Origin of the sequence: Novosphingobium sp. (assembly GCF_965214355.1) — a bacterium.
Classification (GTDB): domain Bacteria; phylum Pseudomonadota; class Alphaproteobacteria; order Sphingomonadales; family Sphingomonadaceae; genus Novosphingobium.
This window is the reverse complement of sequence record NZ_CBDCBI010000002.1, coordinates 879904-899545: the sequence shown is the minus strand read 5'-3', so window position 1 is coordinate 899545 and position 19642 is coordinate 879904. Positions and strand designations below refer to the sequence as shown.

The 19642-nt window shown below is 64.3% G+C and carries 26 protein-coding genes; 3 read left to right on the top strand and 23 right to left on the bottom strand.

From position 1 onward, the window contains the following. Positions 1 to 8 precede the first annotated feature (8 nt). The 3 genes from ACOOE2_RS04845 to pyrC form a co-directional block, all read right to left on the bottom strand. The gene (locus tag ACOOE2_RS04845; protein ID WP_420381889.1) at positions 9 to 209 is read right to left on the bottom strand and encodes a hypothetical protein; all 201 of its coding nucleotides are present in this window, start codon (positions 207 to 209) and stop codon (positions 9 to 11) included. Between the two features lie 89 nt (positions 210 to 298). Beyond that, positions 299 to 631, bottom strand: coding sequence for a hypothetical protein (locus tag ACOOE2_RS04840; RefSeq protein ID WP_420381888.1), 333 nt, complete (start codon positions 629 to 631; stop codon positions 299 to 301). Positions 632 to 775: 144 nt separating this feature from the next. Continuing rightward, positions 776 to 1813 carry a dihydroorotase gene (pyrC, locus tag ACOOE2_RS04835; protein ID WP_420381887.1) on the bottom strand — a complete coding sequence of 346 codons (1038 nt, stop codon included), beginning with the start codon at positions 1811 to 1813 and terminating at the stop codon, positions 776 to 778. 69 nt (positions 1814 to 1882) lie between these two features. On the opposite strand from pyrC, the gene ACOOE2_RS04830 reads away from it, so the two are divergent. After that, positions 1883 to 2608, top strand: coding sequence for a YgfZ/GcvT domain-containing protein (locus ACOOE2_RS04830; protein WP_420381886.1), 726 nt, complete (start codon positions 1883 to 1885; stop codon positions 2606 to 2608). A 6-nt stretch (positions 2609 to 2614) separates the two neighbouring features. Here the strand turns inward: ACOOE2_RS04830 and ACOOE2_RS04825 are convergent, their stop codons facing one another. The 4 genes from ACOOE2_RS04825 to rplU form a co-directional block, all read right to left on the bottom strand. Next, positions 2615 to 3181 (bottom strand): TetR family transcriptional regulator, encoded by a 567-nt coding sequence (locus tag ACOOE2_RS04825; protein ID WP_420381885.1) that lies wholly within the window; start codon positions 3179 to 3181, stop codon positions 2615 to 2617. A gap of 50 nt (positions 3182 to 3231) precedes the next feature. Next, positions 3232 to 3714 carry a GNAT family N-acetyltransferase gene (locus ACOOE2_RS04820; RefSeq protein ID WP_420381884.1) on the bottom strand — a complete coding sequence of 161 codons (483 nt, stop codon included), beginning with the start codon at positions 3712 to 3714 and terminating at the stop codon, positions 3232 to 3234. 364 nt (positions 3715 to 4078) lie between these two features. Beyond that, positions 4079 to 4348 carry a 50S ribosomal protein L27 gene (rpmA, locus tag ACOOE2_RS04815; protein ID WP_420381883.1) on the bottom strand — a complete coding sequence of 90 codons (270 nt, stop codon included), beginning with the start codon at positions 4346 to 4348 and terminating at the stop codon, positions 4079 to 4081. Positions 4349 to 4376: 28 nt separating this feature from the next. Further along, positions 4377 to 4865, bottom strand: a complete 489-nt coding sequence (gene rplU / locus ACOOE2_RS04810) for a 50S ribosomal protein L21 (protein WP_420381882.1) — start codon at positions 4863 to 4865, stop codon at positions 4377 to 4379. A gap of 52 nt (positions 4866 to 4917) precedes the next feature. Between rplU and ACOOE2_RS04805 the strand changes: the two genes are divergently transcribed. After that, positions 4918 to 5454, top strand: a complete 537-nt coding sequence (locus tag ACOOE2_RS04805; protein WP_420381881.1) for a hypothetical protein — start codon at positions 4918 to 4920, stop codon at positions 5452 to 5454. A 39-nt stretch (positions 5455 to 5493) separates the two neighbouring features. Here ACOOE2_RS04805 and ACOOE2_RS04800 read toward each other — a convergent pair whose 3' ends face one another. The 13 genes from ACOOE2_RS04800 to ACOOE2_RS04740 form a co-directional block, all read right to left on the bottom strand. After that, positions 5494 to 5949, bottom strand: coding sequence for a molybdenum cofactor biosynthesis protein MoaE (locus ACOOE2_RS04800; protein WP_420381880.1), 456 nt, complete (start codon positions 5947 to 5949; stop codon positions 5494 to 5496). Further along, positions 5942 to 6178 carry a MoaD/ThiS family protein gene (locus ACOOE2_RS04795; protein WP_420381879.1) on the bottom strand — a complete coding sequence of 79 codons (237 nt, stop codon included), beginning with the start codon at positions 6176 to 6178 and terminating at the stop codon, positions 5942 to 5944. The genes ACOOE2_RS04800 and ACOOE2_RS04795 overlap by 8 nt, the downstream gene beginning before the upstream one ends. Then, positions 6178 to 7200: a GTP 3',8-cyclase MoaA gene (gene moaA / locus ACOOE2_RS04790; RefSeq protein ID WP_420381878.1), complete on the bottom strand. Its 1023-nt coding sequence runs from the start codon at positions 7198 to 7200 to the stop codon at positions 6178 to 6180. Before moaA ends, ACOOE2_RS04795 begins: the two co-directional genes overlap by 1 nt. Positions 7201 to 7213: 13 nt before the next feature. Continuing rightward, positions 7214 to 7981: an SDR family oxidoreductase gene (locus tag ACOOE2_RS04785; protein WP_420381877.1), complete on the bottom strand. Its 768-nt coding sequence runs from the start codon at positions 7979 to 7981 to the stop codon at positions 7214 to 7216. Continuing rightward, positions 7978 to 8364: a dihydroneopterin aldolase gene (locus ACOOE2_RS04780; RefSeq protein ID WP_420381876.1), complete on the bottom strand. Its 387-nt coding sequence runs from the start codon at positions 8362 to 8364 to the stop codon at positions 7978 to 7980. Before ACOOE2_RS04780 ends, ACOOE2_RS04785 begins: the two co-directional genes overlap by 4 nt. A gap of 239 nt (positions 8365 to 8603) precedes the next feature. Further along, positions 8604 to 9488, bottom strand: coding sequence for a class I SAM-dependent methyltransferase (locus tag ACOOE2_RS04775; RefSeq protein ID WP_420381875.1), 885 nt, complete (start codon positions 9486 to 9488; stop codon positions 8604 to 8606). Next, positions 9488 to 10900: a threonine synthase gene (gene thrC / locus ACOOE2_RS04770; RefSeq protein WP_420381874.1), complete on the bottom strand. Its 1413-nt coding sequence runs from the start codon at positions 10898 to 10900 to the stop codon at positions 9488 to 9490. Before thrC ends, ACOOE2_RS04775 begins: the two co-directional genes overlap by 1 nt. A 57-nt stretch (positions 10901 to 10957) precedes the next feature. Beyond that, positions 10958 to 11563 (bottom strand): SURF1 family protein, encoded by a 606-nt coding sequence (locus tag ACOOE2_RS04765; protein ID WP_420381873.1) that lies wholly within the window; start codon positions 11561 to 11563, stop codon positions 10958 to 10960. A 4-nt stretch (positions 11564 to 11567) separates the two neighbouring features. Further along, positions 11568 to 11984 (bottom strand): DUF983 domain-containing protein, encoded by a 417-nt coding sequence (locus ACOOE2_RS04760; protein ID WP_420381872.1) that lies wholly within the window; start codon positions 11982 to 11984, stop codon positions 11568 to 11570. A 122-nt stretch (positions 11985 to 12106) separates the two neighbouring features. Next, on the bottom strand, positions 12107 to 12931 hold the full coding sequence (locus tag ACOOE2_RS04755) for a cytochrome c oxidase subunit 3 (RefSeq protein WP_420381871.1): 825 nt from the start codon (positions 12929 to 12931) through the stop codon (positions 12107 to 12109). Positions 12932 to 13088: 157 nt separating this feature from the next. After that, on the bottom strand, positions 13089 to 13649 hold the full coding sequence (locus ACOOE2_RS04750; RefSeq protein WP_420381870.1) for a cytochrome c oxidase assembly protein: 561 nt from the start codon (positions 13647 to 13649) through the stop codon (positions 13089 to 13091). After that, positions 13649 to 13882 carry a hypothetical protein gene (locus ACOOE2_RS04745; RefSeq protein WP_420381869.1) on the bottom strand — a complete coding sequence of 78 codons (234 nt, stop codon included), beginning with the start codon at positions 13880 to 13882 and terminating at the stop codon, positions 13649 to 13651. The genes ACOOE2_RS04750 and ACOOE2_RS04745 overlap by 1 nt, the downstream gene beginning before the upstream one ends. Continuing rightward, positions 13858 to 14826: a heme o synthase gene (locus tag ACOOE2_RS04740; RefSeq protein WP_420381868.1), complete on the bottom strand. Its 969-nt coding sequence runs from the start codon at positions 14824 to 14826 to the stop codon at positions 13858 to 13860. Before ACOOE2_RS04740 ends, ACOOE2_RS04745 begins: the two co-directional genes overlap by 25 nt. 164 nt (positions 14827 to 14990) lie before the next feature. On the opposite strand from ACOOE2_RS04740, the gene ACOOE2_RS04735 reads away from it, so the two are divergent. Continuing rightward, positions 14991 to 15500 (top strand): thioredoxin family protein, encoded by a 510-nt coding sequence (locus tag ACOOE2_RS04735; protein WP_420384560.1) that lies wholly within the window; start codon positions 14991 to 14993, stop codon positions 15498 to 15500. A 111-nt stretch (positions 15501 to 15611) separates the two neighbouring features. Here ACOOE2_RS04735 and ACOOE2_RS04730 read toward each other — a convergent pair whose 3' ends face one another. The 3 genes from ACOOE2_RS04730 to coxB all read right to left on the bottom strand — a co-directional run bounded on the left by ACOOE2_RS04730 (position 15612) and on the right by coxB (position 19459). Continuing rightward, complete coding sequence (locus ACOOE2_RS04730) at positions 15612 to 16607, bottom strand: alpha/beta fold hydrolase (RefSeq protein WP_420381867.1); 996 nt, start codon at positions 16605 to 16607, stop codon at positions 15612 to 15614. 120 nt (positions 16608 to 16727) lie between these two features. Beyond that, positions 16728 to 18410: a cytochrome c oxidase subunit I gene (gene ctaD / locus ACOOE2_RS04725; protein WP_420381866.1), complete on the bottom strand. Its 1683-nt coding sequence runs from the start codon at positions 18408 to 18410 to the stop codon at positions 16728 to 16730. A 47-nt stretch (positions 18411 to 18457) separates the two neighbouring features. Then, positions 18458 to 19459, bottom strand: a complete 1002-nt coding sequence (coxB, locus tag ACOOE2_RS04720) for a cytochrome c oxidase subunit II (protein ID WP_420381865.1) — start codon at positions 19457 to 19459, stop codon at positions 18458 to 18460. Positions 19460 to 19642 lie beyond the last annotated feature (183 nt).

Genomic DNA, 19642 nt, shown 5'->3' with positions numbered 1-19642 from the left:
CGGTAAAGTCAGTGCGCCGCGACGGGCCCGGGCGGGACTATCGCCAGATTGCGCGCGTTTTGCTGCGACAGGTCGGGATCGACCAGCAGCTGCGATTCGAGTGCGGCATTCATCACCGGATCGTGCGCAATATCAGGCACTGGTGCCTCGGCCGCGCCGCATCCGGCCAAAGCCAAGGGCAGAATCAGGGATAGTCTGAACGCAATCATGCCGCCCTTGTCACACCGGCGCGTTAACACCACGTGTGCAAGGACGGCATGCCCCCGCGCCCAGCTCTGAATATTACCAGTGCAAGTCCTTACCAGTGACGATCGTACTCGTGCACATAGACGACATGGCCGTGATGGCGATGGAAGTCGTGCACCGGGCGCCACTCGGGGCGTTCGCCCTCATAATACCCGGGCCCTGCGAATTCCATCGGTCGCCAGTCATGACGATATCCGTCGCGGTACCGCGGGCCTTCATCATGGCGATAGCCATCGGCAAAGCCGCGTTCCGCCCAACCGTGATCGTCATGCCAGTCGCGGCCGTCATACGATTGCGCCGAAGCGGGAACCGCAGCAGCCACAGCGGCCAGCGCCACGGCGCCGAATACGATGCGGGCGACGAACGATTTCGATGTTTGTGTCATGACACTGTCTCCTGTCTCGTTCGAGCGGCTCCACCCTTGGGGTCGTTCGATGGTTCATGTTTAGAGCATGAAACCTGAACGGAAACCGAATGGATGAGACAGAATTGCGTTTCGGAAGCGCGATGACGCCCACCTGGACGAGCGCTAATCGACCAGCCGCCAGCCCAGCGTTTCCCCGGCATGGAACGGCACCACCGCCATGCCGTTGCAATCGATCACATCGGGCACCTTCACCGGCTCGCGCACCAGGGTTACCGTGCCGGTGTTCACCGGCATGCGATAAAATGCCGGCCCGTTCAGCGACGCAAACGCCTCGAACCGATCGAGCGCGCCTTCCTGATCGAACACCGTGGCATAGCTTTCCAGCGCAAACGGCGCGTTGAAAATTCCCGCGCATCCGCACGCCGCCTCTTTTAGATGCTGCGCATGCGGCGCGGTGTCGGTGCCCAGGAACACGCGCGCAAATCCAGACGTCGCCAGCTTGCGCAAGGCCAGCCGGTGATGTTCGCGCTTGGCCACGGGCAGGCAATAGGCATGCGGGCGAATGCCACCGACCAGCATCGCATTGCGGTTGAGATGCAGATGCTGCGGCGTGATCGTCGCGGCCACGTTGGCGCCGGCGCCTTCCACGAAATCCGCTGCCTCGGACGTCGTGATATGTTCAAACACCACGCGCAATTCAGGCAGGTCGGCGATCAGCCGGGTCAGCGTGCGCTCGATGAACACCGCCTCGCGGTCGAAGATATCGACATGCGCATCGGTGACTTCGCCATGGATCAGCAACGGCATGCCGATCTGCGCCATGCGTTCGAGCACCGGCATGATTCGCGCCACGTCGGTCACGCCATGCGCCGATCCTGTCGTCGCGTGTGCCGGATACAGCTTGGCTGCGACAAACATCCCGGCGGCAAACCCGCGCGCGACTTCGTCGGTATCGGTGCCGTCGGTCAGGTACAGCGTCATCAGCGGGGTAAATGCCGGGTCGGCCCCCAGCGCGGCCATGATCCGATCGCGATAGGCCGAAACACCAGCGATATCCGTCATCGGCGGGCTGAGATTGGGCATCACGATCGCGCGCGCAAACTGGCGCGCGGTGTGCGGCGCCACGCCGCGCAACACGGCGCCATCGCGCAGATGGACGTGCCAGTCATCGGGGCGGCGAATGGTGATCGTATCGGTCATGGGCTTCCCCATAGGCAATCAAGCCCCTATCTGTCACCTATGCCGCACACCGATCATGCCCCCCGCCTTATGTCGCGCGCCATATTGCGCATTTCACCTGCCGAACCCGGAGAGGATGTCGCCGGGTTTCTGCAAGGGCTGGTCACCAACGATGTTGCGGGACCCCTGCCGGTCTGGGCCGGGCTGTTGACCGCGCAGGGCAAGGCGCTGTTCGATTTCCTGGTGTGGCGCGCCAGTTCTGAAACGGGGGGCGATGCGCTGCTGATCGATTGCGAGGCCGCGGTGGCCGATGCCCTGGCCAAACGCCTGACGCTGTACCGTCTGCGCCGGCGCATCGCGATTGCGCGCGACGATACGCTGGGCGTGTTTTGGCAGGCGACGGCAGCACCGGGCGGCGTGCCCGATCCGCGCCTGCCCGCGCTCGGCTGGCGCTGGATTGCGCCTGTGGCGCAGAGCGATGTGGCCGCCGACGAGGCGTGGCGTGTGCACCGGCTCACGCTCGGGGTGACCGAGGGGCAGGCAGAGCTAGGCAGCGACGCGACTTTGTGGCTGGAAACCAATGCCGCCGATCTGGCCGGGGTAAGCTTTACCAAAGGCTGTTACGTGGGGCAGGAAAACACTGCGCGGATGAACTGGCGGCAAAAGGTCAATCGGCGGCTGGTCGTCGTGCCGATCGCACAGTCACGCGCCGATCGGCAGCGGGTGGCCTATCCGGCGCTTGGCCTAGCGGTCGATCATCTGCGCGTGGACGATATCACCGATGCGCCAGCGTGGATGTCGTTGCGCGACGATTGAAACGCATCAGGCCTGCGTTGCCTCGCGCAGCATCGCCTCGGCGTGGTCGCGCGCGGCGGTGCGCGGCAATTCCAGCGCCAGGCTCAGCGGCAGACCGAGCAACGCATCGCCCAGTGCCATCAGCGTCAGCGCCAAGGTCATGTCGCGGCGTTTCTCCCCGCCCAGCACGTCGAGATCGATGACCAGGTCGTGGATCGTTTCGACAATCGGATCGAGCGCATCGTTGTTCCCCGTCACCAGCATCCACGACGCCAGCGCGCCTGCGCCTTCGCGATCGAAGGCATCGAAAGTCAGGTCGACGACATCGCGCGGCGACCCGACCCCGGACCGGCTAGCCAGGACCGCATCGCGGATCTTGGCGCAGATCATGGTCGTGAGATATCGCGCGAGGTCGCCCTGCAACCCGGCGGCCGATCCGAAATGGTGCAGCAGATTGGCATGCGTGCGGCCGATCATCGCGGCCACGGCCTTCAGCGTCACCGCCTGCGGCCCGGCCTCGATCAGCAACAGGCGCGCCGCTTCAAGTGCAGCTTCGCGGCTTTCGACAGGACTGAGGCGACGTTTGCTGGCCATGGGGATCAGCCCTAGGCCGCCGATCCCGCCAAGGCAAGAAACCGCGCGGATCAGGCCGCGTGGCTGAATCCGGCGTCGAACGGATTTCCCGCCGCCGGGGCGAGCCGCAGCGCAAGCTGCATCGGCCCGGTGGGCACGAACCCGAGTTTGGTCAGCAGCTGCCTGGCGGGCCCACTGGCTGCGATGTGCCGCGCCACGATCTGGTCGTGCCCCAGCGAGCGCAGCAGCGCCAGCACGGCCAGGACCGCCTCCTTGCCGAAACCCTGACGGCGGCGTTCGGGCGCGACCCACACGTGCAGCGCGGCCGCGCCGTCACCCAGCCTGTCACACTGTCCGATACCGATCGTGCCGATGACGTGTGCCCCGCCGTCGGCCTGGTCGGGCAACGTGATCAGGCAGCGCGGATAGCGCGGCGGATGGGCATGACCGATCCACGCCTGTGCGGTCAGTTCGTCACGGGTCAGCGCGACCAGTTCGTCCCGGTCTTCTGCCCAGACCGGCCGCAAGAACAGCCGTTCGCTACGAATGAACACGACATCTCTCCTTCGTCCGCACCGTCTTGACCAAGCCGGCGATCACGCGGTTGGCCGCGCATAATCGCCTGAGGTGACAGGGCTGTTGCGACAAGCACTCGATGCATCCGTTTTGCGGCAAGTCGCGCGGCAAGACAGTCATGGTATGCTTGATCCTATCGACAAACTCCCGACGCCGCAGAAAGTTGCAGGCGGCAGACGGCGGATGCAAAATACGACAATCGCCGGAAATTTTCGAACACGGGTCAACGAAGACGACACGAAAAAAGGGAGAAAGGCCGTGGCCTTCTCCCTTGATTCAGCCGGATCGCAAGGCGAAGCCGGCAGGGCCATCCCGTCAGGAGATGGCCTGATAACCGCAAGGTTATTCGGCGGCGGCCGTTTCCACGTCCACCGACACGTATTTGCGGCCGAGCTTGCCGCCATGGAAGCGCACGCGGCCATGCGCCGTCGCGAACAGCGTGTGATCCTTGCCCAGGCCGACGTTCACGCCCGGATAGACGCGCGTGCCACGCTGGCGGATGATGATGTTGCCGCCGACCACGTCCTGGCCACCGAACTTTTTCACGCCGAGGCGTTTGGAATGCGAATCGCGACCGTTGCGCGACGAGCCGCCTGCTTTCTTGTGTGCCATTGCTGGAAACTCCTCAGATCTGGCCGAATCAGGCGACGGAAACGATGCGCAGCAGCGTCAGGTACTGGCGATGCCCGTTCTTGCGGCGATAGTTGTGACGGCGACGCTTTTTGAAAATGACGACCTTTTCCGATTTCGCCTGCGCGATGATCTCGGCCGAAACCGTGATCCCGGCGTGGTCGCTCAACGCGCCATCGACGCCTGCGAGCAACACGTCACCCAGAGTAATCGTTTCGCCGGCTTCACCTGCCAGCTTTTCGACGGCGATCTTGTCTCCGGCGGCGACCCGATATTGTTTGCCGCCCGTGCGCACGATTGCGAACATGGTTCCTGCTATCCGTTTCAATTGCCTTGGCCCGCCGTCGGCCCCGATCTTCTGCCGCCCGCAGGGCAGCACCGAATCATGGACAGCGGGCAAATGCCAAGAACCCCGCGACATTGCGAAGCTCCGATAAAGAGGGGCGCCGATAATCGAATGCGCCACAGCTGTCAACGATTCACGAAATGCGGCACGCAATCTTTGCGCCACCACCACTGGAACTCGCCGACCACCATGCTATGGCACAGCCATGCCTGAAATGACACCCCTGCGCCTGCCCGCCCTTGCTGTTGCGTTCGCCCTGGCCGGTTGTGCCGGCGGCGGAAACTATCCTTCGCTGGCGCAGCGCCCGGTCGAACTCGGCTATGCCACGCGCGTGCCCGCGCCGGTCGCGCCCGTGGCCCACGGCACGCCCGAAACCGCCATCGTGCGCCAGGTCGAGGCCTTGCGCAGCGATGCGGCCAAATCATCCGGGATATTCGCACAGCGCGCGCAGGAAGCCGAACACCTTGCCCGTGCCGCGCATGGATCGCCGCTTGGCAGCGAGGCCTGGTCCGCAGCGACGGTGGCCATGGCTGCACTTGATTCGGCGCGTAGCGACACCGCGCAGTCGCTGGGCGAACTGGACGCGCTGCAGGCAAAATTGGCGGTGACTGCCGGCGACACCGGCAACCCCGACGACAAGGCGACATTCGCCCTGGTTGCCAAAGCCGACGCCGCCGTCGGCGCGATGATGGACGCGCAGAACGCCCGCATCGCGGCGCTGCACGCGATGAGCGGGGATTGAATTTTTCCAGGCCTCTACCCTGAAGGGGAGGAGAGCAGGTTAGCGCCAGCGCGCCCGGTCGGCATGATCCTCGTCGCGCGGCTCGATCCAGCGCCACCCCGCAGCGGTGCGTTCGCGCTTCCATAGCCACGATTCGCCCTTGAGGTGGTCCATCACGAAATCGGTTGCGGCAAACGCATCGCGGCGATGGCGCGACGCGGCCGCCACCAGCACGATCGGCGCATCGGGCCCGATTTCGCCGACCCGGTGCAACAGCAACACGCCATCGAGTCGCCAGCGCTGCGCCGCGGTCTGCGCCAGCGTGACGAACCCGGGCAAAGTCATCGGCTCGTAATGGCGGATTTCGAGCGCCTGCACTCCGTCATCGCCGCGCACTTTGCCCAGGAAGCTGACCACGCCGCCGGCGCCCGGAACGCGCGCGGTAAACGCGCCCAGTTCGGCCGACGGATCGAATGATCCGGTCAGCAGCCGGACATCGCAGACGGGCTCAGCCACCGCTGACCGGTGGCAGAAAGGCCAGTTCGTCGCCCGCAACCAGCACGATCGCGCCCGTTTGCGGCAACAGCCGGCCATTGAGCGCCAGCCGCACGCGTTCGTCGAGCAGCACGATCGCCAGGTCCCGGTTCAGCCCGGCGAGAATATCCTCCAGCGGGCCTGGAGCCACAGCCATCTCGGTCATGCCGGCGCTGTCTGCCAACCGGCCGAGGAACACCAGACGTGCCATCAGCCGCCTGTCACCGACATATGCCGCGCCACCGACGGCGTTGCCCCGCGCCGGTCGATCGCGAAATCGTGGCGCTCCTGCTTTTCGCCCATCGCCCGTGCAAAGGCCGCGTTCAACATCGTCTCGCGATCGTCGCTGCGAAGCGCCGCGCGCAGATCGACCTGGCCTTCGCCGCCCAGGCACATGAACAGCTGCCCGGTCGCGGTCAGTCGCACGCGGTTGCAGCCTTCGCAGAAATTGCCCGTCAACGGCGTAATGAACCCCAGACGCCCGCCGGTTTCGGCAACATCGACATAACGCGCCGGGCCGCCGCTGCGCGCCGCCTGCGGCACCAGCGTCCAGCGCGCCTCGAGATCGCGGCGCACCGCATCGAGCGGCAGGTAATGGTCGAGCCGATCGCCATCGACTTCGCCGAGCGGCATGACTTCGATCAGCGTCAGCGAATGCCCCTCGCCATGCGCCCAGGCGACCATATCGGGAATTTCGTGCTCGTTCACGCCTTTCAGCGCGACTGTGTTGATCTTGACCGCAAGCCCGGCTGCTTTGGCCGCAGCGATCCCCGCCAGCACAGCGGGTAGCATGTCGCGCCGCGCCAGGGTCGCGAATCTTGCGCGATCGACCGTATCGAGCGACACGTTGATCCGCCGCACCCCGGCATCGGCCAGGTCTTGCGCAAATTCGCCCAGCCGCGTGCCATTGGTCGTCAGGCACAGCTCGTCGAGATCGGTACCGACATGGCGCCCGAGCGCGCGTACCAGGTCGATCATGTCGCGCCGCACCAGCGGTTCGCCGCCGGTCAGGCGGATCTTGCGCACGCCGCGCGCCATGAACGCGCGCGCGGCCAGGTACATTTCGTCGAGCGTCAGGATTTCGGCGCGCGGCAGGAATTGCATGCGTTCGGGCATGCAATAGCTGCAGCGCAGATCGCATCGATCGGTAACCGACAGGCGCAGATACGTGATCGAGCGCGCAAAGCGGTCGACCAGGGGCGCCGATGCGGAAGTGGGGGTTGGTGCGTTCACTCGCCCTATATAGTTATCGTGCGAGATAAAGGAAGTCGCGGGCGTACGCCTCAAGGTGAGCGCCTGCATCCACGAACACGGTTTGCCCGGTCGTTGCCTGCGCGCCGGCCAGATGCAGCACGGCATCGGCGATGTCTTCAGGCCGCGACAGCCGGTCGAGCGGCATCAGCGCGGCCAGCCGCTGCCATTGCGCGTCGTCATAATGCTCGGTCGGCAATGTCAGCCCGGGCGCCACCGCGTTGACCCGCACGCGCGGGGCCAGCGATCGTGCCATCGTCCTGACCGAGGCATGCAGCGCCTGTTTCGACAGGGTATAACTGATCTGGTCGGGCACCGGGTTGTTGATGCGCTGGTCGACGATCTGCACCACCGAGCCCTGCGCGTCGGCATTCGCCAGCGCCACCGCGAGGGCGCGGGTGAGAATCAGCGGCGCATGAAAATTGACGTGAAAATGCGCATCGAGCGAGGCTCCGTCGATGGTCAGCGCAGTGTCTTCGTGAAACACCGAGGCGCAATTGACCAGCAGCACCGGCACGCGCCCCGCGGCCGCAATCGCCGCCGGCAGCAGTTTTTCCACCGCTGCCGGATCGCAAAGGTCAGCCTCGAGCGGATGAACCGCCGCGCCATGTGCGCCCAGTTGCGCGATCACGCCATCGTCAAAGCTTTTGGCACTGTGCGCGTGGAGCGCCAGGTCGTATCCTGCCAGCGCGAGCCGTTCGGCAATCGCGCCGCCGACACGGCGCCAGCCACCGGTGACCAGAGCCAGGGGACGCGCGATCATCCCCGGGCCGAACCCTGTCGATGCCGGGTCAAAGTCATGCCGATCTCTTCGCCCGCTTCGCTGATCGCCAGTTTCACGATCTTGACCGTTACCGTGAACACGCGCGCGTCCTGCAGGAACAGCGTTTCGGCGATATGGTCGCCGATCGATTCGATCAGCGTGAAATGGACGCCCACCGGCAATCCGCGCGTCGCGGCGAATTTCAGGTCCATGTAATTCTTGCTGGCCGACAACGGCGTGTCAGGCGCAAAATGCGCATCGGGCGCCAGCGCGACGCTGATCGAAATGCGCAAGGGCTGCGGACGGCCGGTCTCTTCCGAGTAAACCCCGGTCAGGACGTCGGTCTCGATATTGGCGACTTCAAGGATCAGGGTGTCGTTCAAGCGCGGTGCCTGTGACACCGGGCGCTTGCCTTGTCCAGATCTGACCCCGCGCAATACCGCGATTTCGGCCATCATTACCTCCTTTAATCTTCTCCCCTCCCCAGAAGGGGAGGGGCCGGGGGTGGGGCCTCTCGGCCACAATCCCCGTTCGCATGGATCCATCGGCGTTGGCGGGTGGGGAGAGGCCCCACCCCAACCCCGCCCCTGAAGGGGAGGGGCTTACGGTTTTGCGCATAACATCAATCGTTGGTCCAGCGTGCAAAGATCGCTGTCGGCAGCACGCGGCCATTTTCACCGGTCTCGGCAATCGCGAGGTCGCCATGTTCGATCGTGCCGGGCAAATGCCGCAGCGCCTCGTCCAGCAGCCCCGCCAGCGCCAGCGACGACATGCGTACCGCATAGACCGTCAGGAACAGGAACCGGCTTTGCGCGTCGAGCAGCCGCGCGCAATCGGTGACAAGCCCGGGCAGGCCATCTTCGAGCCGCCACACTTCGCCCTCGGGCCCGCGCCCGAATTTGGGCGGATCGAGAATGATGCCGTCGTAGCGCCGCTCGCGCCGGACTTCGCGCGCGGTGAATTTCAGCGCGTCATCGACGATCCAGCGCACAGGGCGGCCTGCCATGCCCGACAGCGCAGCGTTGGCGCGCGCCTGCGCCACCGATTTCTTCGACGCGTCGACATGCGTCACCGGCCCGTATTGCGACAGCGCCAGCGTGCCGACGCCGGTATAGCCGAACAGGTTGAGTGTCGCCGCATCCTCACGCCCCGTCAGCCTTTCGCCCATCCAGTCCCACACCGGCGCCATATCGGGGAAAAACCCCAGATGGCGGAACGGCGTGCAGCTGGCGGTGAATTTCACCTCGCCGCGCGACAGCGGCCAGCCTTCGGGAACGCGCTTGTCGAAATGCCAGCGCCCGCCGCCATCGTCGTCCGATCCGGGAACGAATTCGGCGTCCGCTGCCCAATGGGCCTGGCGCGGGGACCACAACGCCTGTGGCTCGGGCCGGATGAAGCGATGGGGCCCATACGCTTCGTATTTGCGGCCATGGCCTGAATCAAGCAGCGCAAAGTCGCCCCAGCCCTGCCCGATCATCAATTGCGGCGATAGCGACAGCCGCGCCATCAGGCGATCTGGTGCCGGGGCGTGGCGCGTGCAGTGACGTAGTCGCGCACAGCTTCGTAGGTGCCGGCCAGCCGGTCATAGCGTTCCTCGCGCTCGATCAGATCGGCGATCCGTGCGGGCAACGCCGGGCGCACGCCGATCGCGTATTCGACCGCATCGCCGAATTTCGCCGGATGCGCGGTTGCCAGCGTGACGACCGGCACATCGGGTGCAAGGCCCGCTGTCACGCGCGCGGCATGAAGGCCGATAGCGGTATGCGGGTCGATCACCTCGCCGCAGGCCTCGTAAGCCCAGCGTTGCGCCGCGATCATGTCCGCCGGCTCGGCACGCACGCTGGTGAAAAGCGTCGCCATGGCCTCGCGCTGGGTATTGGTCAGGCGAAGGACCCTGGTCGCGTCGAATTCTGCCATCTGCTGCGTGATCTGCGCGCCATCGCCGCCTGCGGCATCGAACAGCAGGCGTTCGAAATTCGACGACACCTGGATGTCCATCGACGGCGCGGCGGTCGGCGTGACGGTGGCGGCCGAATAATCGCCGCTCGAAAGCGCGCGGTGCAGGATGTCGTTGATGTTCGTCGCCACGATCAGGCGCTCGATCGGCAGGCCCATCTGCGCCGCAACGTACCCGGCGAACACATCGCCGAAATTGCCCGTCGGCACGGCAAACGCGACCTTGCGCGCCGGCGCGCCCAATTGCAGCGCGGCGGCGAAATAGTACACCACTTGCGCCATCAACCGCGCCCAGTTGATCGAATTGACCGCAGCGATGCCGAACCGCCCGGTGACCGCGGCATCGTTGAACATACGCTTCACCGTCGCCTGCGCATCGTCGAAGCTGCCGTCGATCGCGATGTTGTAGACATTGGGCGCGAGCACGCTGGTCATCTGCCGGCGCTGCACATCGCTGACGCGGCCATGCGGGTGCAGCATGAAGATATCGACTTTGGCGCTGCCTGCGACCGCGTCGATCGCCGCCGACCCGGTGTCGCCCGATGTCGCGCCCACGATCGTCAGATGATCATGGCGGCGCGCGAGGAATTCCTCGAACAGCAGCCCGAGCAATTGCAGCGCGACATCCTTGAACGCCAGGGTCGGCCCGTGAAACAGCTCGAGCAGCGTGTGGCGCTCGTCCAGCTGGCGCAAAGGCGTGACCGCTGCGTGCGAAAACTTGCCATAGGCCTTGGCGGTCAATACGCCGAGGCGCTCGGGCGTCAGGCAATCACCGACGAACGGCTGCATGATCCGCTGCGCCAGCCCTGCATAGGGTAGCCCGGCCATTGCGGAGATCTCGTCGTGCGAAAACTGCGGCCATGTTTCGGGCACATACAGCCCGCCATCGCTGGCCAGCCCTGCCAATGTCACGCCTTCGAAATCGAGTGCCGGGGCCGTCCCCCGCGTGCTGACATATTTCATCGAGAAACCCCATATGGTCGCGGGGCGACTAGACCGCTCGCCGGCCAATGGCAACCGTCAGCGGCGGCGCAGCGCCATGCCATAAATGACTAGCGCGATTACAGCGAACGCGAACCATTGGATCGCATAGGACCAATGGTTGTTGGGAATGTCGCGCGGATCGGGGCGGGCGTTGGCGATGAGCCCCGCGAGCGGCGGATCGGCGACGATATGCCATGCGGTTTCGCGCGCGGAACCATCGGCGTTGTGCAGCACGATCCCCGCTTTCGGCCCGGGCACCGCGACGCCCGCAATCGCACGGCCTGTCCATTGTACTGGCGTTACGCCCGGCGACCAGCCGATCACCACCGGCACCGGAACGCTCGCGCCATGCATGCAGACAAACACGTGCGCCCAGCCATAACGGCCGTCGGCATTGCGGCCGCCCACCACCTGGTCGGGGCCGGACGTCGGGCAATCCCAGCGCACATGGCGGTAACCGGCATTGTCCGGCAGATCCGCACCCGTGATCACCAGCGGGGTCGTAACCTGCTCGGCGACGGTAAATTGCGCCAGCATCGCCTCTTTCCAGGCGCGGCGATGGACTTGCCAGAACCCCAGCCCGACCATGATCGCGACGGCCAGCAAGACGACGAGCGTTGCCGCCAAAGGAGGACGACGCATGACTTCAATCCTCCCCGGCACGGGGAGGGGGACCGCCCGCAGGGTGGTGGAGGGGCGGTGCCTCATTGTGCAACCCATGCGATGAGGCACCCGATCCCGCGCGACCTGGCGACGCTTCGCCCAGCCGCGCCGCCCCTCCACCATGCTGCGCATGGTCCCCCTCCCCGTCCCGGGGAGGATTTATCGCGCGCATGACCCACGCCAGCTTGACGAGGCGCAGGGCGCCGATGATCACCACTGCCACCACCGGCGGCCAGACCAGCGCGTGAACCCACAACGGCGGGCGCAGCGCATCGTCGAGCCGCAGCGCCGCCAGCACCAGCATGATCACCAGTGGCAGCACGATCGGATACAGCACCCGCCCCGATGCCTCGTGCCTGGCAAATTCGGTCGCGCACCCCCGGCAGCGCGGCACGAACATCGCCGGCGCGGCAAATACGCCCCCAAATATTCCTGACGCGCCGCACACCGGGCACAATGCGAAAAGGGCAGCCCGAACCAATCCGGGCCGCCCTTTCGAAATCTTGCGAACGTCTGTCGGGATCACTCGATCACCGCACCCCAGTTGCCCCAGACATAGATGGCGACGAACAGGAACAGCCACACCACGTCGACAAAATGCCAGTACCAGGCGGCGGCTTCGAAGCCGAAATGCTGGCGCGGGGTGAAATCCATGCGGAGCGCGCGGATCAGGCACACGAGCAGGAAGATCGTGCCGACGATGACGTGAAACCCGTGGAACCCGGTCGCCATGTAGAACGACGAGCCATAGGTGTTCTTGCCGAAGGCAAACGGCGCATGCATGTATTCATACGCCTGGATCGAGCTGAACAGCAGACCGAGCAGGATCGTCGCGATCAGCCCGCGCTTCAGATCGGTGCGGTTGCCATGGATCAGCGCGTGGTGCGCCCAGGTGAGCGTCGTGCCGGAGCACAGCAGGATCAGGGTGTTGAGCAGCGGCAGGTCGAATGCGTTGATCACCGAAGTGATCGCCTTGGGCGGCCAGGTGCCGCCGATGACATCGACCGCGATCTTCGACGGAAACAGCGAGAAATCGAAGAAAGCCCAGAACCAGCCGACGAAGAACATGACTTCCGAGGCAAGGAACAGGATCATGCCATAGCGCTGGTGCAGCTGCACCACGGGCGTGTGATGCCCCTCGTGCGCTTCCTTGATCACTTTGCCCCACCACGAAAACATCGTGAGCCCCACGCCGAACACGCCAGCCAGGCCGATACCGACGCCGCCGGGCATCTTGTGCATCCAGAACACCAGCCCCGTGAACATCGTCAGCGCCGAAAACGCCCCGATGAAGGGCCAGATATCTGGCGGCAGGATGTGGTAATCGTGGTTCTTGGCGCCGGACATGGTCGTTCCCCGAAAGATCTGTCTTGTCGGCAAGCGAGCGGGCCGCTTGCCAAAATCGATTTGGGCTTAGCGTCTCGTTTCGTGCCGGACAAGTGGGCTAATGCGCGATCCTGACCACTTCCCCTCAAACAACACGCGCTCCTGAAGCACGTCCGCTTCAGCCCTTGGAATTGGCGGCAATCAGGAACGTGTAGGACAGCGTGATTTCCTGCGTATCCTTGGCATTGGCATCTTTCAGCATGGCCGGATCGACATAGTAGATCACCGGCATGCGCATTTCCTGCCCCGCCTCCAGCCGCTGGTTGTTGAAGCAGAAGCACTGGATCTTGTGGAAATATGCGCCGGTCTGTTCAGGCGTGACATTGTAGACCGCGCGGCCGACGATTGCGTGATCCGTCGTGTTCTTGGCATAGAAATACGCCATCTTGCGCTCGCCGACGCGGCCATCCTGCGTCACCTGTTCGGGCCGGAAAATCCATTTCATCCCAGGCGCAACATTGGCGTCAAAGCGGATGGTGATCGGCTGGCCCGACACTTTCACTTGCGCCGCCTGCGCCGCGGTCGCGCGCTGGGTGGTGCCGTTGAACCCGGTCGCCTGGCAGAACAGGCGGTAAAACGGCGACGAGGCGTAGCCGAGCCCGAGCATCGCCAGCGCGATGCCGCCGAAGATCAGCCCGATCTTGCGATTCGACGTGCGCGGGGCAGGCTGGGTTGCCATCACTGGGGCCCGGCGGTGGACGTACCACCGTGCGGCACGCCAATCGGCGTGGCGAGTTGTTGGCGCGATTTGGCATCGCGTTTCGATTCCTCGCGCAATTTCACGATCGTGATCGCAAAAAACAGCACGACCAGCGCAAGCAGCACCAGCGCCAGCGCGCGCGACCGTGATTTCTGCCGCGCGCGGAACGCCGCCAGTTCGGTCGGCGTCAGTGGCCGGTCAGCAGGTGCCATGGGATAATACTCCAGAATGCGGGCCACACATGATCGACGACCAGCATGGCAAACAGAACGAACAGATAGACGATCGAATAGGCAAACAGGCGCTTTTCCGGCGCCATCCTGTCGCCGGCGCCCGATGAACGGCGCAAACCAACCCGGACCGAAAGCGCGAAAAACACCAGGCCGAGCACAAGCGCCGACACCCCGTAAATCCGCCCCGCCAGGTCCAGCCACCATGGCAGCAGAGTCAGCGGCAGCAACACTGCAGCGTAAGCCAGGATCTGCACCCGCGTCGAACGTTCGCCCGCGACCACCGGCATCATCGGAATGCCGACTTTGGCATAATCGGTCTGCATGAACAGCGCGAGTGCCCAGAAGTGCGGCGGGGTCCACATGAAGATGATCAGGAACAGCAGCACCGGCATCAGCGTGATATGCCCGGTGACCGCGATCCACCCGATCATCGGTGGAAACGCCCCTGCCCCGCCGCCGATCACGATATTCTGCGGCGTGCGCGGTTTCAGCCAGACGGTATAGACCCACGCGTAATAAAAGATCGACAGCGCGAGGATCGCGGCATCGAGCACGCCGATCGCCAGCCCCATGACGACGACCGACCCGCCCGCCAGCGCAAACCCGAAATCGCGGGCCGATGTCCGCTCCATCCGCCCGGCGGGCAAGGGCCGCGCCTGCGTGCGCTTCATCGCCGCATCGAGATCGGCCTCCCACCACATGTTCAGAGCAGCGGCGCCGCCCGCGCCCACCGCGATGCACAGGATCGCGGTGAACCCGAGCACCGGATCGATCTGGCCGGGTGCCGCGAGCAAACCGCACAGCCCGGTAAAGATCACCAGCGTGATGACGCGCGGCTTGGTCAGCGCATAGAAATCGCGCCAGTCGGCATCGAGCGATGTGGCGGCAACGGGAGAGTCGGACGTGAAGGGGGACATGGACATTGTGGCCGCGCTATACGGTGCGAGAGGGCACAGGGAAAGCGAAAGCGGCAGGGGTGGATTTGTCCGAAATCGGGCTTATCTAGGTCGTGATAATTCTACCCGTTCGATGGAGTATTGCCATGCGCCAGACCGCCCGCCAGTCCCGCACCCGTTCGATCCGCCAGATGGTCGTATCCGCCTGCGCGATGGCCGCTGCCGCGCTCGCTGCCAGCCCGGCCCTCGCCGCCGTTCACGCGCCGCACCTCGATATCGCGACGTTCGACCAACTCGCCCAGCCGCTGCCGCTGCCCTATCACCCGGCCGAAGACGCCGACCGCGCAGTGACCGAAGCGCGCCAGCGCGCGATCGCCACGCACAAGCTGCTGATTATCGACCTGGGCGGAAACTGGTGCCTGGATTGCCGGATCCTTGCCGGCACGATCGAAAACCCAAAGCTCAAAGCGTTTGTCGACGCGCATTATGAAGTGGTGACAGTCGACATCGGCCGTTTCGACAAGAACCTGCAAGTGCCCGCGCGCTATGGCATTACCAAGCGGCTGGAAGGCGTGCCGGCGCTGCTGGTGGTCGAACCGCATAGCAACAAGCTGCTCGACGCCGGCCACACGTCCGCGCTGGCCGATGCGCGCAACATGACGCCGCAATCGCTGGCCGACTGGCTGGCGAGCTGGCTTTGAGCCTTTCGCGGCCTTGAGCGTCGCATTTGCACCACGCGTCGTCCCGGACTTGATCCGGGACTGTGCTGTTTTTTGCGCAACGGTGGAAGTAACAAGAAGCACAATCCCGGATCAAGTCCGGGATGACGGTAGGGTGGGGTTGGCGTTCAGCCGCGCAAGCCAGTCGAGTAACAGCCGCGTGACATCGTCCGGTCGCTCCTGCTGCGTCCAGTGGCCGCAGCCTTTGAGCATGTGCCCTTCAACGTTGGGCGCAAAATGGCGCATCATCGCGACGGGATCGGTGATCTGACCGAACAGCGTACTCGCCGGGTCACGGGTTCCGCCGATGTAAAGCGCGGGCTGTTCGAGTTTGCGGCCCTGGAGCGGGGATAGCCAGGCAAAGTCGGCCTCGTGGTTGCGGTAGCGGTTGAGCGGGCCGCGCAGACCGGACGCTGTGAATTCGGCGGTGTAGAAATCGAGGTCGGCCTCGGTCAGCCATGGCGGCAGCTTTTCGGGCAGTTTCAGGCCGTCGAGCAACAGCGCGTCGGCGGATTTGACCGGCCAGGCGCCGTCGGGGGCCTCGCCGCCGATCGAGCACAGAAACAAAGTCAGCGCGCGGCGCAATTGCGGTTCGAGTTCCGCCTCGGCCTTGCCCGGTTCCTGAAAATATTCCTGGTAGAAGAACAGGTTTTTGGCGGTGAATTTTTCGCGGAAGATTTCGGTGAACGGACGGGCGGGCGCGCCGGTGAACGGGACCGACAGGCCGGCGACCGCGTGGAAGAGATCGGGGTGGGTGAAGGCCGAATTCCACACGATCGGTGCGCCCCAGTCGTGGCCGATCAGGATCGCGGTGGCGCCGGGCGACAGCGCCGCTTTCAGGCCGACAAGATCGCCGACGATCTTTTCCATGGTGTAGGCTTCGACCGGTTCGGGTTTGTCCGAACCGCCATAGCCGCGCACGTCGATTGCGGCGACCTGGTAGCCGGCGGCGGCGATCGGGGCGATCTGGTGGCGCCAGGAATACCAGCTTTCGGGGAAGCCGTGGACCATGATGACCAGGGGGCCGGTGCCTTCCAGCGCCACCCGCAAGGTGACTTCGCCGCAATAGATGTGCCGCATTTCGGGCATTGTGGTTCTCCCAATCGTCGCAATTTAATCGCTTGCTTAAGCACAATTCGCGCAGCGCACAAACCAAAACACCCCGGACCATCGGTCCGGGGTGCTTGTATTCGCTCTATCTCGAAACGATCAGTGACCGACGGCGGCGTCGATTACCGGCAGCGTTTCGAACTGGTGGAACGGCGGTGGCGAGGACAGGGTCCATTCCAGCGTCGTGGCGCCTTCACCCCAATAGTTGCCTTCCGCCTTGCGGCCGAACAGCAGCGCGTAGCCGATGTTCACGAAGAATACGACCATGCTGACGGCCATGACCATGTAGCCGATCGTGGCGATCGTGTTCCAATGCTCGAACGCCGGGGCGTAGTCGGGATAACGGCGCGGCATGCCCTGCATCCCGAGGAAGTGCATCGGGAAGAAGATCAGGTTCACGCCGACGAAGAAGATCCAGAACTGGACATGCGACAGGAATTCGCTGTGCCAGCGGCCGCTCATCTTGGGGAACCAGTAGAAGAACCCGGCGAACAGCGACGTGACCGCACCCAGCGACAGCACATAGTGGAAATGCGCGACGACGTAATACGTGTCCTGCAGGTTGTCATCGATGCCGCCGTTGGACAGCACGACCCCGGTCACGCCGCCAAGCGAAAACAGGAAGATGAACCCGATCGCCCAGACCATCGGCGATTTGAATTCGATCGAACCGCCCCACATCGTGGCGATCCACGAAAAGATCTTGATGCCGGTCGGCACCGCGATCACCATCGTTGCGGCGGTGAAATACATCTTGGTGTCGACGTCGAGGCCGGTCGTATACATGTGGTGCGCCCACACGATGAACCCGACCACGCCGATCGCAACCATCGCATAGGCCATGCCGAGATAGCCGAAGACGGGCTTTTTCGAAAAGGTCGAGATGATCTGGCTGACGATGCCGAAACCGGGCAAAATCATGATGTAGACTTCGGGATGGCCGAAGAACCAAAACAGATGCTGGTACAGGATCGGATCGCCGCCGCCCGACGCGTCAAAGAACGTCGTGCCGAAGTTGCGATCGGTGATCAGCATCGTGATGGCGGCCGCGAGCACCGGAAGTGCGAGCAGCAGCAGGAACGCGGTGACCAGCACCGACCACACGAACAGCGGCATGCGGTGCAGCGTCATGCCCGGTGCGCGCATGTTGAAGATCGTGGTGATGAAGTTGACCGCGCCCAGAATCGAGCCGGCGCCGGCCAGATGCAGCGAGAAGATCGCGAAATCGACCGCGGGACCTTGCGAACCCGATGTCGACAGCGGAGCATAGACCGTCCAGCCGGTGCCCGCGCCGTTACCGACGCCGCCGGGCACGAAGGCCGACATCATCAGCGAACAGAAGCCCGCCGCCGTCAGCCAGAACGAGATGTTGTTCATGCGCGGAAACGCCATGTCCGGCGCACCGATCATGATCGGTACGAACCAGTTGCCGAACCCGCCGATCAGCGCGGGCATGACCATGAAGAACACCATGATCAGGCCGTGCGCGGTGATCAGCACGTTCCACAGATGGAGTTGCTGGTCGAACGTGGGATTTTTCTCGCCGAGGAACGACGCGACATGCCCGAGGTACTGGATGCCGGGATGCATCAGTTCGGCGCGCATGATTCCCGACACCGCACCACCGATGACACCCGCGAAAATCGCGAAGATCAGGTAGAGCGTGCCGATGTCCTTGTGGTTGGTGGACATGAACCACCGCGCAAAAAAGCTCGGCTTGTGTTCATGCGCGTGATCATGGTGCGCGCCATGATGGTCGTGATCTGCTGGTATGCTGGCCATTGAAATTGGACCCTTGGATTGAACGGCCTGAAACCGCCCCTGTTGAATTACGACGGGGTGGCGGCGGTTTTGGCGGCGGGTGCGACCGTGCCGCCCTGTGATCTGATCCAGGCGTTGAACACCGGGCGCGTTACCGCTTCGACGACGATCGGCATATAGCCGTGGCGCACGCCGCACAGTTCCGAACACTGGCCGTAATAGACGCCCGGTTCATCGATGTGCATCACGCGTTCATTGACCCGGCCCGGAACCGCGTCGAGCTTGAACCACAGCGACGGCACCGAGAACGAATGGATCACGTCGGATCCGGTCGTCTGGATGCGGATGTCTTCACCGGCCGGCACCACCATGCGCTTGTCCGCGCCAAGCTGCGGTTGTTCGCCGCGCTGGATCGCCTGGTCGGGCGTCAGGATGTTCGAAATGACTTCGAACCCGCCGTTGTCGGGATAGCCGTAGCCCCAGTACCACTGATAGCCGGTCACTTTCACCGTGACCGCGTCCTTGGCCGGCGCGCGATACTGGTGCGCGATCAGGCGGATCGAAGGCACCGCCATGAACACCAGGATCAGCACCGGGACCAGGGTCCAGATGACTTCGATCAGCGTATTGTGGCTGGTGCGCGACGCCACCGGGTGCGAGCGGCGGTTGAATTTGGCGATAACGATCAGCAGCAGCACCAGCACGACCAGCATCACTGCAGTGATGATCGGCATCAGCAGCGCATCGTGCATCCACAGCGCTTCCTTGCCTGTGGCCGAATACTGGTTCTGAAACCCGTATGCGCCGGCGATCGGCTGACCCTTGCCCGCCACGGGGTGCGCGGGAACGTAGACGACGCCATCGGATACCACGGGCGCGGCCGCAGCAGGGGCCGCCGCAACCGGCGCAGGCGCGACAGGTGCGGCCGGAACTGCGACCGACGCGGCCGGGGCCTGCGCCGGCGCGTTGGCTTGTGCCATCACGGTCGCCGGGGACAGCGCGATTGCGGCGGCAAGCGCCAGGCCCTTCACTATCTTTGTCACGCCCTGGGCTTTTTCGGCAATGGTCATCGTCGAACTGTCCGTTTCCTCTTTTGCGCGGAGGCCTTTGCCAGTGTCGCGCAATCCATCCATCAATATGAAATCCCGGGTCCTATACGTGCGAATGGTAGGGCGCTCAAGCACCTGTGGCGCCATTTTTTCACCCTTATGGGCACGGCTGCCGCAACAGCCCTTGCCAGCAGGGATCAGATT

What these genes read in the sequence shown, in the direction of transcription:
- ACOOE2_RS04735 (WP_420384560.1), top strand. Translation starts at nt 14,991, where the DNA reads ATGGTCGTATCCGCCTGCGCGATGGCCGCTGCCGCGCTCGCTGCCAGC.
- thrC (WP_420381874.1), bottom strand. Translation starts at nt 10,900, where the DNA reads ATGAAATATGTCAGCACGCGGGGGACGGCCCCGGCACTCGATTTCGAA.
- ACOOE2_RS04745 (WP_420381869.1), bottom strand. Translation starts at nt 13,882, where the DNA reads ATGGCACCTGCTGACCGGCCACTGACGCCGACCGAACTGGCGGCGTTC.
- ACOOE2_RS04805 (WP_420381881.1), top strand. Translation starts at nt 4,918, where the DNA reads ATGCCTGAAATGACACCCCTGCGCCTGCCCGCCCTTGCTGTTGCGTTC.
- ACOOE2_RS04750 (WP_420381870.1), bottom strand. Translation starts at nt 13,649, where the DNA reads ATGGCAACCCAGCCTGCCCCGCGCACGTCGAATCGCAAGATCGGGCTG.
- pyrC (WP_420381887.1), bottom strand. Translation starts at nt 1,813, where the DNA reads ATGACCGATACGATCACCATTCGCCGCCCCGATGACTGGCACGTCCAT.
- ACOOE2_RS04760 (WP_420381872.1), bottom strand. Translation starts at nt 11,984, where the DNA reads ATGTTCGTGCCGCGCTGCCGGGGGTGCGCGACCGAATTTGCCAGGCAC.
- ACOOE2_RS04765 (WP_420381873.1), bottom strand. Translation starts at nt 11,563, where the DNA reads ATGCGTCGTCCTCCTTTGGCGGCAACGCTCGTCGTCTTGCTGGCCGTC.
- ACOOE2_RS04795 (WP_420381879.1), bottom strand. Translation starts at nt 6,178, where the DNA reads ATGGCACGTCTGGTGTTCCTCGGCCGGTTGGCAGACAGCGCCGGCATG.
- ctaD (WP_420381866.1), bottom strand. Translation starts at nt 18,410, where the DNA reads ATGGCCAGCATACCAGCAGATCACGACCATCATGGCGCGCACCATGAT.
- ACOOE2_RS04755 (WP_420381871.1), bottom strand. Translation starts at nt 12,931, where the DNA reads ATGTCCGGCGCCAAGAACCACGATTACCACATCCTGCCGCCAGATATC.
- ACOOE2_RS04845 (WP_420381889.1), bottom strand. Translation starts at nt 209, where the DNA reads ATGATTGCGTTCAGACTATCCCTGATTCTGCCCTTGGCTTTGGCCGGA.
- ACOOE2_RS04730 (WP_420381867.1), bottom strand. Translation starts at nt 16,607, where the DNA reads ATGCCCGAAATGCGGCACATCTATTGCGGCGAAGTCACCTTGCGGGTG.
- ACOOE2_RS04830 (WP_420381886.1), top strand. Translation starts at nt 1,883, where the DNA reads ATGTCGCGCGCCATATTGCGCATTTCACCTGCCGAACCCGGAGAGGAT.
- rpmA (WP_420381883.1), bottom strand. Translation starts at nt 4,348, where the DNA reads ATGGCACACAAGAAAGCAGGCGGCTCGTCGCGCAACGGTCGCGATTCG.
- coxB (WP_420381865.1), bottom strand. Translation starts at nt 19,459, where the DNA reads ATGACCATTGCCGAAAAAGCCCAGGGCGTGACAAAGATAGTGAAGGGC.
- ACOOE2_RS04825 (WP_420381885.1), bottom strand. Translation starts at nt 3,181, where the DNA reads ATGGCCAGCAAACGTCGCCTCAGTCCTGTCGAAAGCCGCGAAGCTGCA.
- ACOOE2_RS04775 (WP_420381875.1), bottom strand. Translation starts at nt 9,488, where the DNA reads ATGGCGCGGCTGTCGCTATCGCCGCAATTGATGATCGGGCAGGGCTGG.
- ACOOE2_RS04740 (WP_420381868.1), bottom strand. Translation starts at nt 14,826, where the DNA reads ATGTCCATGTCCCCCTTCACGTCCGACTCTCCCGTTGCCGCCACATCG.
- ACOOE2_RS04840 (WP_420381888.1), bottom strand. Translation starts at nt 631, where the DNA reads ATGACACAAACATCGAAATCGTTCGTCGCCCGCATCGTATTCGGCGCC.
- ACOOE2_RS04785 (WP_420381877.1), bottom strand. Translation starts at nt 7,981, where the DNA reads ATGATCGCGCGTCCCCTGGCTCTGGTCACCGGTGGCTGGCGCCGTGTC.